Source organism: Acinetobacter sp. A47, assembly GCF_000805455.1.
In the GTDB taxonomy this organism is placed as follows: Bacteria; Pseudomonadota; Gammaproteobacteria; order Pseudomonadales; family Moraxellaceae; genus Acinetobacter.
Window position 1 is genome coordinate 413615 of record NZ_JSUS01000064.1, and the last position, 12058, is coordinate 425672.

14 protein-coding genes and 1 other RNA gene are annotated in these 12058 nt (G+C 43.4%); 5 read left to right on the top strand and 10 right to left on the bottom strand.

What is annotated here, in order from left to right:
• Positions 1 to 26 precede the first annotated feature (26 nt).
• Positions 27 to 908, top strand: a complete 882-nt coding sequence (locus OC23_RS14090; protein ID WP_038345516.1) for an NAD(P)/FAD-dependent oxidoreductase — start codon at positions 27 to 29, stop codon at positions 906 to 908.
• 56 nt (positions 909 to 964) lie between these two features.
• Here OC23_RS14090 and fdx read toward each other — a convergent pair whose 3' ends face one another.
• The 8 genes from fdx to OC23_RS14130 all read right to left on the bottom strand — a co-directional run bounded on the left by fdx (position 965) and on the right by OC23_RS14130 (position 7090).
• On the bottom strand, positions 965 to 1303 hold the full coding sequence (gene fdx / locus OC23_RS14095) for an ISC system 2Fe-2S type ferredoxin (protein WP_038345517.1): 339 nt from the start codon (positions 1301 to 1303) through the stop codon (positions 965 to 967).
• A gap of 17 nt (positions 1304 to 1320) precedes the next feature.
• Positions 1321 to 3180 carry a Fe-S protein assembly chaperone HscA gene (gene hscA / locus OC23_RS14100; protein ID WP_038345518.1) on the bottom strand — a complete coding sequence of 620 codons (1860 nt, stop codon included), beginning with the start codon at positions 3178 to 3180 and terminating at the stop codon, positions 1321 to 1323.
• Between the two features lie 38 nt (positions 3181 to 3218).
• Positions 3219 to 3737 (bottom strand): Fe-S protein assembly co-chaperone HscB, encoded by a 519-nt coding sequence (gene hscB, locus OC23_RS14105; RefSeq protein ID WP_038345519.1) that lies wholly within the window; start codon positions 3735 to 3737, stop codon positions 3219 to 3221.
• An 86-nt stretch (positions 3738 to 3823) separates the two neighbouring features.
• Positions 3824 to 4144, bottom strand: a complete 321-nt coding sequence (gene iscA / locus OC23_RS14110; RefSeq protein WP_038345520.1) for an iron-sulfur cluster assembly protein IscA — start codon at positions 4142 to 4144, stop codon at positions 3824 to 3826.
• Between the two features lie 29 nt (positions 4145 to 4173).
• Complete coding sequence (gene iscU, locus OC23_RS14115) at positions 4174 to 4560, bottom strand: Fe-S cluster assembly scaffold IscU (protein WP_004639432.1); 387 nt, start codon at positions 4558 to 4560, stop codon at positions 4174 to 4176.
• Between the two features lie 91 nt (positions 4561 to 4651).
• Positions 4652 to 5869, bottom strand: a complete 1218-nt coding sequence (locus OC23_RS14120) for an IscS subfamily cysteine desulfurase (RefSeq protein WP_038345521.1) — start codon at positions 5867 to 5869, stop codon at positions 4652 to 4654.
• Position 5870: 1 nt separating this feature from the next.
• A complete protein-coding gene (locus OC23_RS14125) occupies positions 5871 to 6344 on the bottom strand; it encodes an Rrf2 family transcriptional regulator (protein ID WP_038345522.1) in 474 nt (157 codons plus the stop codon).
• Positions 6345 to 6451: 107 nt separating this feature from the next.
• Positions 6452 to 7090 (bottom strand): hypothetical protein, encoded by a 639-nt coding sequence (locus OC23_RS14130; protein WP_038345523.1) that lies wholly within the window; start codon positions 7088 to 7090, stop codon positions 6452 to 6454.
• Between the two features lie 209 nt (positions 7091 to 7299).
• On the opposite strand from OC23_RS14130, the gene OC23_RS14135 reads away from it, so the two are divergent.
• From OC23_RS14135 to OC23_RS14145, 3 genes are all read left to right on the top strand, one after another.
• Positions 7300 to 7755 carry a phasin family protein gene (locus OC23_RS14135; protein WP_038345524.1) on the top strand — a complete coding sequence of 152 codons (456 nt, stop codon included), beginning with the start codon at positions 7300 to 7302 and terminating at the stop codon, positions 7753 to 7755.
• Positions 7756 to 7923: 168 nt separating this feature from the next.
• On the top strand, positions 7924 to 8196 hold the full coding sequence (locus tag OC23_RS14140; protein ID WP_038345525.1) for an HU family DNA-binding protein: 273 nt from the start codon (positions 7924 to 7926) through the stop codon (positions 8194 to 8196).
• Positions 8197 to 8335: 139 nt separating this feature from the next.
• Entirely contained in the window at positions 8336 to 10207 is a 1872-nt protein-coding gene (locus OC23_RS14145) for a SurA N-terminal domain-containing protein (RefSeq protein WP_038345526.1), read from the top strand.
• Between the two features lie 65 nt (positions 10208 to 10272).
• Here the strand turns inward: OC23_RS14145 and OC23_RS14150 are convergent, their stop codons facing one another.
• Positions 10273 to 11127, bottom strand: a complete 855-nt coding sequence (locus OC23_RS14150) for a YbgF trimerization domain-containing protein (protein ID WP_038345527.1) — start codon at positions 11125 to 11127, stop codon at positions 10273 to 10275.
• 322 nt (positions 11128 to 11449) lie between these two features.
• Here OC23_RS14150 and ffs point away from each other — a divergent pair.
• Positions 11450 to 11546: signal recognition particle sRNA small type (ffs, locus tag OC23_RS18880), an RNA gene on the top strand.
• Positions 11547 to 11556: 10 nt separating this feature from the next.
• On the opposite strand, the gene OC23_RS14155 is transcribed toward ffs, so the two are convergent.
• Entirely contained in the window at positions 11557 to 12039 is a 483-nt protein-coding gene (locus OC23_RS14155) for a regulatory protein RecX (RefSeq protein ID WP_038345528.1), read from the bottom strand.
• Positions 12040 to 12058: the final 19 nt, after the last annotated feature.

The following is a 12058-nucleotide window of genomic DNA, read 5'->3' on the forward strand; positions in this document are numbered from 1 at the left end:
TTAAAAGTTACGTTTAGGTGAATGCGATGCACTATGATGTTGTGATTATTGGTGGCAGTTATGCAGGTCTGTCTGCGGCAATGCCGCTGGCAAGAGCCCGTAGAAAAGTGCTGATTATTGATGCGGGACAACGCAGAAACCGTTTTGCCGAGTATTCACATGGTTTTCTGACTCAAGATGGTACTCGGGCGAGTGAAATTGCGCACATTGCAAAGCAGCAGGTCTTGGCATATCCGACCGTAGACTGGCAGGACGGAAAGGTTAGACGCGTTGAAAAACTTGAAACAGGTTTTGCCGTCTGCATTGATGCAACACATTCAATTACAGCCAGGCGCTTGATTATTGCCACTGGTATTACAGATCGATTGCCTGACATTACGGGACTGGCCGAACGTTGGGGGAGAACGGTATTTCATTGTCCTTATTGTCATGGTTATGAGCTGGATCAGGGAAAAATTGGTGTCATTGCGAGCTCGGAACATGCTGCCCATTTGGCAATGGTGCTCCCAGACTGGGGGGAAACTTTACTTTTCCTGAATGGCTATCCTGTAGCAGATCAGATAAAGCATCAATTACAAGGTCGGGGCGTTTCGACTGAAACACAATTCATTCAGGAAATTATCGGACACAGTGATGTTTTGCTTGAAGATGGGCGCGTTATACAGCTAGAAGGTATTTTTGTAAGCAGTCAATGCACAATTGCCCAAGACTGGATTTTTCAGCTGGGGTGTGAAATAGAGCACAATGCAATGGGTGGGGTGATTAAAACCAACAGCATAAAAGAAACCACGGTTGCAGGTATCTTTGCTTGTGGGGATGTAGCCCGTTTGGGCGGTTCTGTGGCTCTGGCTGTTGGGGATGGCAGTATGGCGGGGATTGCCGCACATCGGTCGCTGATTTTTGCCTAGAGATAAAAAAAGCTAGAGATCAACTCTAGCTTTTTCCGATCAGTCAGGCACTGGGCTTAATGATTTTCTGAAGCGTGATTAATCGTATATTTCGGGATTTCGATTTCCAGATCTTCATCCACAATTTCAACCTGGCAAGACAGGCGAGAGTCTGGCTCTAACCCCCATGCGCGGTCTAGCAAATCTGCTTCAACATCATTCATTTCTTCCAGACTGTCAAAACCTTTACGCACGATCACGTGACATGTGGTACATGCACATGACATGTCGCAAGCATGCTCGATTTTAATGCCTTGCTTTAGCAGGCTTTGGCATAAATTGGCATTCTGTTCCACTTCGAATTCGGCCCCTTCAGGACAGAATTGAGCATGAGGAAGAACTTTAATACGTGGCATATTGATCACCTATACCTTTAGTTTGAGTTTGACCAATCTTCAAGTTTCGTACCCTTTAAGGCATGGTCAATATGTCGGTTCATGCGAAGCGCAGCAAAGGCATCGCTGTGAATTTTAAGTTGTTGCACGGCATGTTCAATGGCAGCAAGATCGTCTGTTTTGAGGCGCGCTTTTAACGCTTCAGCAGCAAGAATCAAATCACGTGCTTGTTGCTGGGACAACAAATCGGTGTCTGCTTTTAAAGCTTGCTCTAGTGCTTCTAGTTCACGTTGGGCTTCAACCTTGGTTTCTTGCAAATGACGAAGCTGCTTGTCTTCCTCGGCATGCTGGAAACCTTCCACCAGTAGACGTTCGGTATCTGCTACCGATAAACCGTAAGAAGGTTTGATATCGATTTGCGCTTGAACACCAGAAGTGGTTTCTTTTGCCGAGACCGTCAGCAAACCGTCAGCATCAACCTGGAAGGTCACTTCAATGCGGGCCTGACCTGCGGTCATCGGCGGAATGCCGTGAAGTACAAAACGGCCCAACGAACGGCAATGTTCAACCAGATCACGTTCACCTTGTACTACATGAATCAGCATGGCCGTTTGGCCGTCCTGATAAGTGGTGAATTCTTGACGGCGAGCGACCGGAATGGCTGTATTGCGCGAGATTAAACGCTCAACCAAACCGCCCATTGTTTCAAGGCCAAGAGAGAGCGGGGTAACATCAAGCAGTAATGAACCGTCCTGACTATTGCCAATGAGCTGGTTTGCAGTAATCGAGGCGCCAATCGCCACGACTTCATCTGGGTTAATGGTGCATAGTGGCTCACGTTCAAAGAGCTCGCGCACCGCTTTCTGTACTGCATAGGAGCGTGTTGAGCCACCGACCAGAACCACATGCTCAATGTCATCCAGTTCAAGCTTGGCATCGCGTAATACACGCTTACATACACTCATGGTTTTATCGAGCGCCACCTGAATGATTGCTTCAAAGGTCGGGCGGTCCAGAGTTAAACGATCATCTAGCAGTACTAATTCGGCAGACTCGTGATCGGTTAGATATTCTTTGGCCTGGCGTGCAGCAACAATAAATACAGCATATTCTTCATCGCTCAATGTTTCGATATTGAGCTGTTTTTTTGCCCATTTTACGATCAGGCGATCCAGATCATCTCCGCCCAGTGCCGTGTGTCCACCAGTAGCAAGGACTTCAAAGACACCTTGCGAGAAACGCAAAATCGAAACATCAAATGTACCGCCACCCAAATCATAAATGACATAGTTCCGGTCGGTACTGAGATTACTTTCCTGATCCAGACCGTAGGCTACAGCAGCTGCAGTCGGCTCATTTAAAAGGCGTAAAACATTAAGTCCGGCAAGATGGGCGGCATCACGTGTGGCCTGACGTTGTGCTTCATCAAAATAGGCCGGAACGGTAATCACTGCGCCATTGACCGGATTCTTCAGGCTTGCTTCAGCACGGTCTTTTAATTGTTTTAAAATTTCAGCAGAAATTTCGACCGGGGTTTTGCGTCCGGCTGCTGTTTCAAATGCCGGCATTTCATTTTCTGCACCAACCAGTGTATAGGGGTGCTGGAATTTGATATCGGCCTGAGAACGACCCATAAAGCGTTTTACAGAAACGACAGTATTCTTTGGATCGGTCATCATAAACGGCTTGGCTTCGTAACCAAACGTTGTCAAATCTTTTGCATAATGAACAATAGACGGAAGTAAAACCCGATCTTTATCATCTTGTAGAACTTTCGGTTTCCCCGATAGCACTGTCGCCACTAGAGAGTGGGTTGTTCCCAGATCAATGCCAATTGCAATGCGATGTTGGTGCGGTGCAGTAGATTGACCAGGTTCAGCAATTTGCAAAAGTGCCATACGTACGGTATCCCTTGAAAAAAATTGGTAATAGCGGATTAAAAGTCATCATCCAGATCGAAGCTTTCTGCTTCATCCAGCATACGGTCTTCAGCCTTATCAATATCATTCATGACACGTTGGAAGAAACGTAACTTACGTACGGTATCGCGTGCCTCTGCCCAGTCTTCATCTGCGTAATCGATTTTAAATTCGCGAACCAGACCATCAATCCATTGCTGAATTTCAACTTTTAAAGTACGAAGCTGATCGGTAGAGGTGGCCTCATCTAGCTGTTCACGCATTTCGAGTGCCGACTGCAAGAACTCAAAATCGTTAATAGACTGGTCAAGATGATGGTCCTGTTTTTTTAAGGCAAGCAAATAGGCGGCGCGACTATCTACTTGAGATAACACTTTATAAGCCTGATTGATTTCGCTGGACTTGATCAGAGCCTGATCCTTGTCACTTGCTTTATCCGGGTGATATTGCTGTTGCAAACTTAAAAACTGTTTTTTTAAAGTTGCCAAATCTATATCGAGTGCTTCTGGTAACTGGAACAACTCAAAATGATTCATGGGAGATGAATTCCGCTATTGATAAATACGTTAAAACAGTGCGGAACACACTGTTTTGACGAAAAGAAAAAGAGTAGTGGTTGAGGTTAAACAGTGAAAGACTCACCGCAACCACATTCACCTTTTTGATTTGGGTTGTTAAACTCAAAGCCTTCATTGAGCCCGTTTTTGACATAGTCCATCTCTAAACCATTCAGATAAACCAGACTTTTAGGATCAACGAAAACCTTAACACCAAACTGCTCAAAAACCTGATCATGTGTGTCGACATCGTCAACAAACTCAAGTACATAAGCCAGTCCGGAACAACCCGAAGTTTTCACACCAACACGAATGCCTTCACCCTTACCGCGGTTTTGCAGGTAATTGCTGATGTGAGTCGCAGCATTTTCAGTTAAATGGATCATGAAAACTCCAATGTTATTTCGGTCATCAATTAAGCTTTCGCTTTTTTGCCACGATAGTCTTCAATCGCAGCCTTGATCGCATCTTCAGCCAATACAGAGCAGTGTACTTTTACTGGTGGAAGCGCTAATTCAGTGGCGATGTCAATGTTTTTGATTGCTTGCGCTTCATCAAGGGTCTTGCCTTTTAACCATTCGGTTACAAGTGAGCTTGATGCAATTGCAGAGCCACAGCCGTAAGTCTTGAAGCGAGCTTCTTCAATTACGCCATTGTCATCGACCTGAATCTGTAAACGCATTACGTCGCCACACGCTGGTGCACCGACCATACCTGTACCTACGTTTTCTGCATTTTTATCCAAAACACCTACATTACGAGGGTTTTCGTAATGATCAATTACCTTTTCACTATAAGCCATGTCGCTTCTCCAAACCTCGGGGTCAGCCTAATATTAATATGAGGGTTAAAACCTGATTTTCAATAGAGTGCCCGGACGGGCACCTGCTGAATCAGTGTTCTGCCCATTCAACTGTTGAAAGGTCAATACCTTCTTTGTACATATCCCAAAGCGGAGAAAGTTCACGCAATTTCTCAACGGCAGCTTTGGTGATGGTTAATACATGATCAATATCTGCTTCAGTCGTGTATTTACCAAAACTGAAACGGATCGAGCTATGTGCCAGTTCGTCAGACAAACCTAAAGCGCGTAATACATAAGATGGCTCTAGTGTTGCAGAAGTACATGCCGAACCGCTTGATACGGCTACATCTTTTAATGCCATCATCAATGATTCACCTTCAACAAAGTTGAAGCTGACATTAAGGTAGTTGGCAACGTTTTGCGTAGGGTGGCCATTCAGGAACACTTGTTCAAGGTCTTGTAAGCCATTCCAGAGCTTGTCACGTAACTTGCGGATACGTTCCTGTTCTGCTTGCATGGTTTTACCGGCAATTTCAAAAGCCTCACCCATACCTACGATTTGATGCGTCGCCAGAGTACCAGAACGCATACCACGTTCATGACCACCACCATGCATTTGAGCTTTTAAACGGACACGCGGGCTACGGCGAACGAAAAGGGCACCGATGCCTTTAGGGCCATAGACCTTATGACCTGAGAAACTCATCAGGTCGACTTTCATGGTTGAAAGGTCGATTTCAACTTTACCGGCAGCCTGGGCAGCATCCACATGGAAGAAGGTCTTGTTTGCACGGGTTAACTCACCAATTGCAGCGACATCTGTCACAGTACCGATTTCATTGTTAACCATCATCAGTGAAACCAGGATCGTATCCGGACGTAAAGCGGCTTTAACCATTTCCGGAGTGATCAGGCCAGTACGTGGTTCCGGCTCTAAATAGGTAATTTCAAAACCTTGTTCTTCTAGTTCACGGCAAGTATCCAACACGGCTTTGTGTTCGATTTTACTGGTAATGATATGTTTGCCTTTTGAGCCGTAGAACTGTGCAATCCCTTTCAAGGCGAGGTTGTCAGATTCGGTCGCACCCGAAGTCCAGACGATTTCGCGTGGATCTGCCTTAACCAGATTGGCAACTTGCTCACGTGCATATTCAGCTTTTTCTTCGGCTTGCCAACCATAAGCATGTGAACGTGATGCAGGGTTACCAAAAGTTCCCTCGAACGTTAAACATTCCATCATACGTTCTGCAACTTCAGGCAGAACCGGGGTGGTTGCTGCGTAATCAAGATAAATTGGACGTTTCATGTCAAATACCTGTAACCGATAGGAGGGCTGAATCTAGGCTTGGTGAATTCTGGCGTAATGCAACTGTTTGAACATTGTCGCGCGCAATCAGGTCAGCAAGGGTGATTTTTGCAAGATAATCGGCAATATGGTGGGAGAGTTCTTGCCATAAGTCATGTGTCAGACACATCGCGCCATTCTGGCAGTTACCCTTATGGTCACAACGAGTTGCATCAACAGTTTCATTTACAGCTTCGATGATTTCTAGCACAGTAATTTCTGTTGCATTGCGCGCAAGGTGATACCCACCATTTGCTCCGCGAACGCTAGAAACTAACCCATGACGCTTGAGTTTCGCGAATAACTGTTCTAAATAAGCGACTGAGATGGATTGGCGTGCTGCTATTTCCGCAAGCGTGATCGTTTGTTCAGTTGGCTGCAAAGCTAAATCAAGTAGAGCAGTCACTGCGTAACGACCGCGAGTTGTAAGACGCATGATTCGATACACATGGTTAGACTAGATGTTTAAATTTTATGAATTCCGACTAAAATAGTCAAGTTTTAAATTGCCATTCTGTGAGTGAAAAGTGAAATATATTGGAATTATTGTATCCACGTATTATAAACAAAAAAGGCGATGAAAATAAAGCTTAAAACAGCAAAACCGATGTTGATCAGGCGCTGACGTTTTTGCAGGCGATGAATACGGTTCTGATACTGTTTGACCTCTACCAATAAAGAGTTAATCTCCGAACGTTGCTGATCAATTTTTTCCAGCAGGGGGGCAACGCGTTGTTGTGAAGCAACTGTTTCAGCTTCGTCACTGAACCACTGTTTCCAGTTCATTAAAATACTGGACAGGGTAAGGTGCGGTAGCAGGTCGAGAAACTCTTCGCTGTGCCGGGCATCACCCAGAATACGCATATTGGCAATGCTGCGCTGATTGTTGAATACGAAAATCTTGATCAGGTCGATCAGTGTACTGTTAATTTCGAGATCGATTGTCCGGTCCAGTGCTTTCATATCAAATAAAAGCCCTTTTTCAGTAAACTGGATGTAAAAATCAAAGAACGGGATATAACTATTGATCCGGATCGTGATTTTTTGATCAATAAGTTTTTTTGCCTGCAAGCGTAATGTCGCATCGTGCGTCAGAATGAACGAGAAAAAAGTTTCTAAAACAATGATGACAATGTTTAGCAACAAATGCGGATGTTTATGTCTTTGTTGCGTATCATTCATAGGGCTCTTTTTCCTTACCAATCAATCAATAAAACTCAAAAACCTGTAAACCTGAGCATCCGTACCTAATTGTTAAAAATAATTTACAGGACTTTATTGCTTTGTAGAACAGTTTTTTAAAACGATCAAGTCTTAACTTTGATATTATAAAAACATTTTTATGGTTAAATACGACATACTGTTTGTAAAGTGCTTAGGAGTAAAGGTCAATGGATCACCCAAATAAAGAAATTCCTAATGAAGAAGCTGAAGTAAAAACTAAGCCAAAATCAAAGAGTTCCAAAAAATCTGCGTTAGATTTCAAAAAATATACACAACAAATCTGGCTGGCAGGATTGGGCGCATTTTCACGCGCAGAAGAAGAAGGCAACAAACTGTTTGACTCACTGGTCAAGGTGGGTGAGGAGCTGGAGTCAAAAACCGTCGATTTTGCGGACAATACCGTAGGCAAGGTGACAGAGAAAGCCAAAGAGTCGGTGACGGATACCAAGGACAAGGTAGAAAAGATTTTAGATAGCAGTGTCAATCATTCACTTAACCGGATTGGACTGGTGACACCCAAGGATCTGCAGCATATTGAACAGCTGCTTGTACAGCTTCATATCAAGGTCGATGCCCTGATCGAAGAAAATAATCAATTGAAGGCCAAATTGAATAAAAAGTAAAAAAATTGCAGGTAACTCGTCTGTTTATGTCGTATTTCAGTATTTATTTTAATTAAAAGGCCTTTCTAGTATTGCGTTCTCCCCTAAAGCATTGCTATAAAGGCGTCATGGCCTTTTAAACTATAGCCTTGGATCTTAACAAACGATATTAAGAGGATATTTTTTATCATGAATAAATCAGAATTAATTGATGCGATTGCTGAAAAAGGGGGCGTGTCAAAATCGGATGCTGGTAAGGCACTCGATGCGACAATTGCATCAATCACTGAAGCGCTTAAAAAAGGTGATACGGTTACTTTAGTTGGGTTCGGTACTTTTAGCGTTAAAGATCGTGCTGCTCGTACTGGTCGTAACCCTAAAACTGGTGAAGAAATTGAAATCAAAGCAAGCAAAGTGCCAAGCTTCAAAGCTGGTAAGGGTTTAAAAGATTCGGTTGCGTAATCTTATTAAATCAATAAACGCACCATTTTGGGTGCGTTTTTTATTTATTGAATGAAAAAGTTAATTTGATTCTTATTCTGCATTCATTCACTTTTGTTTTTCAGTTAAAATTGCCCCGAAATAAAATATTGGAATTCTTATGGAATCGTTTCGTACTCTCATTAAGGGTTGGCTTGGCAAAGTCCTGTTAGTTTTGTTTTTGGCTCCTTTAGCACTTGTCGGTATAGAAGGGTATTTTAGTGGTAGCAATAAAGCAGACGTTGCAAAATCAGTAAACGGTCAAGATATTTCTAAAAAAGAATTAGAAAGTGCAACCAAAAACTATAAAGATCAATATCTTGCTTTGGTAAAAGGCGACGAATCACTTTTAAATTTACCTGTGATTCAGGAAAAAGCACTTGATGCGCTGATTGCACGTTCGTTATTGCAACAGCAAGCTGAAAAACTGGGAATTTCCTTGAGTGAAGTTCAACTTGAGCAAATGCTGGCCCAACAGCCAAGCTTTCAGGAAAATGGCAAGTTTTCTCAAACCTTGTATGAAAACTACTTACGTTCTGTGGGAATGACCAATCAGGCCTTGATCACAAGCTTGCGTCAAGATCATGCGCTGAAAATGATTTCATCATCATTGATGGATTATGCCTTGGTGAGTAAGACGGATGTACAGCAACTGGCAAATTTGCAGACCGAACAACGTACCTTGCATTTGGCGAGTATCAAGCTTGATGACTATAAAAAAGGCGTTACAGTCTCAAACCAGGAAATTGCAGACTACTATAACAAGCATAAAAATGAATTTAAGCAGGTGGCAAGTGTTGATGTTGATTATGTGGTACTAACACCTGCCTTATTGCCTAAAGCCAACCTTGCTGTAACTGATGCAGAGTTGCAACAAGCTTATGCTGCATTTGTAGACGAGCAGAAAAAAGCGGTTAAACGTCAGGTTAAGCATATCTTAATTACCACTGATGCACGTGATGATGCGGCTGCCCAGAAACTTGCAAATGAAGTCTATGCGAAAATTCAGGCAGGCGAGTCATTTGCTCAGGCTGCGGCTCAATATTCTGAAGATCCGAGCTCCAAGGCTCAGGGCGGATTGGTAGATGCCTATGCTCCTGGAGTTTTTTCAGCTGATTTTGATAATGCTGTCAATGCCTTGAAAAACGGTGAAATTTCCAAGCCTGTTAAAACCCAATACGGTTATCACATTATTGAAGCGGAAACTCCGATGGTAAAACTACCATCATTTGAAGCTGAAAAAGCGCGTTTAACTGCTCAGATCGAGAAAAACAAGCAGTCAAACCAGTTTAGCGATACGGTAAACAGCCTTAATGAAATGATTGTGGGTAATGACTCTTTAGATGCTGCGGTACAGGAAGTGAAGGGTGCCCGTATTGAATCTGCAAATGGCGTAACCTTGGCAACTGATCATCCGTATTTAAGTGATTTGAGTGTTAAGGCAAAATTATTTAATGATGATGTGAAAAATGGTGATCGTAATGCATCATCTAATATCCAGCTGGCAAATGGAGATACCATCTGGATCAAGGTGCGTAACTATCATGCAGCTGGTGTTAAATCTCTAGATCAGGCCACTGCTGAAGTGAAAGCCAAAGTCATTGAAGCCAAGGCTTATCAGGCAGCTCAGGCAAAAGTCGCTACTATTCTGGCTGATTTTAAAACACAACCGGCAGCGCAGGTGGTTGCCAAATCTCAGGTAAACTTTGAAAATGCAGGTACTTTTGCCCGTTCCCAAGGTTTAAAACGCCCGATTGAACGTGCGGCATTTAGTATTCCTGCACCGGCCAAAGACGGTCTGTGGTCTGCAACAACGGCGAAATTGCCGAATGAGCTGGTCATTGTTGCTGTGTCTAATGTGAACAGTCGTGTTGCCAGTACTTTAGCGCCAGAACAGTTGCAGGAGTTGAATAAGCTTTATCAACAGTTCCGTGGACAACAGGTTCTGGAAGACTATACCGAGTACTTGAAATCACAAGCCAAGATCAAATAAGGGTTTGATCTGGGTCATAAAAAAGCCAGTGGATATCCACTGGCTTTTTTATTGAAGCAAAAATCTTATTTTTTCTGAATAAACTTGGCTTCTTCAGATTGAGGATACTGGCTGAGTAACTTGCTTCTATACTGATTGGCTAAAGCAGTGTCGTGATCCACTTCTTTGGCAATGCTGTAGAGCTGATAAACTGCCCGTGAGGCTTTAGCTGAATTTGGATAGCGTGTCGCAACGATATTATAGTTTTGCTTTGCTGCTTTATAGTCTACAGGTTCAACCGCCAGATAGAATTCTGCCAGCCAGAAATAGGCATTACCGACATAAATACCGTTAGGGTGGTTTTTAATAAAGTTCTGCATTGGCTGAATGGCTTTTTTTGCCCCGCCTTGTTTGTAAGCATCCAGTGCAACCGTATAAGCTGCTTTTTCCAGTTCAATCTGACTGTTGGTATTGGCAGTGGTTGCTGTGTTTGATTGCGGTTGTACAGCAGGAGTCTGGGTTGCAGGCGTGGTTTGTTGTGGTACCGGAGCGGCCGGAACAATGGCTGGTGTGCTGGTGTCTGCGTTGGTTGAAGAGGATGCAGCAGCAGGTGAGGCTTCTGCTTCTGGATTGTCTTCAGGCGGATCAATCTTTTGTGAAAGTAGTTCCAGACGTTGATCCAGATCGGTATAACGGTTAGTCAGTTCTTTTTTTAGTTGCTCAATTGCATTGTCATGTTCTTCAAGCTGTCCACGTAACTTGCGGATCTCTTCTTCAAGCTTCTGGTTTTTTTGCATGATTTCCCAGTTTAAGCTCGGTGTACCTGCGACAACATTATTGGCCTGCTGTTGGCTGAGGGCGCGCGATTCGATCGGCACATTGGCATATAAATGGGTCGTACCCAGCAGGGCCATAAAAAGTACGGAATGCTTTTTTAGCATAAAAATTCATCCATAAGTTGAAAATAAAGCTGTGGTCGGACAAGTTTTCATCTTTTACTTGTAACATACCAGATATAGATTTTTGATTTAGCCATTAAAACAGCAACTGGTTTAAATGCAATAAGCATTTACAATCTTCAAGCACTTTTGAAGAAATTAGTCTGTTCTTGTTGAATGTTTGCACATAATAGGCATAAAAAGATGAAAAATATTAGGTGTTTGATGATGAATTAGGCAGTTGAGCTGAAAACTTGCTGAAAAACAGGGACAAGGCTTGCAACTCGGCAAAAAATCTCTATACTTTGTCAGGCAATGGTAGCCCTGCTGGTAGCTTCGCAATTGTACTCTATGAACCCCGCCAGGACCGGAAGGTAGCAACGGTAGTAGATCTATGATGTGCCGAAGTCATGCTGGTAGGGCTGCCACCAGTTATTCTTCTCCGCTCGTCCGAGCAATCGCTTTCATAATAACGTCCATATCAAATCCGCGATATTGTAAAAACCGAATCTGTCTGGCCTTGATTTTTGGGTCGGTTGCGACTTCTTCTCCGAATTTCTTTATTTTAAGCTGGTACGCTTGATCAAGCCAATCTACTTCCTGCAATTCCTCTGTAATCAGTTCTGCATCCAGCTGCTTGGCTTTGAGTGCCTGTTTGATTCTCTGCAGACCTTTTCCTTTTCTTAACTGACTGGCCAGAGTCAGTTCGGCCACACGCTGGTCACTTTGATAATTTTGCTGTGCCAGCTCTGCTACCAGTGCATCGACTTCTTTCGGGTGGATTGCATATTGATTGAGTTTGGCAACCAGTTCTGCCTGTGAATAATCCCGGCGTGTGAGTAGGGCAAAGGCATAAGAACGTAATCGGGTTCCGGTCAGGGTTTTGGGCTTTTCTGTTTTTTGGTGATTAAACAAAATCTATTTCCTCATGAAA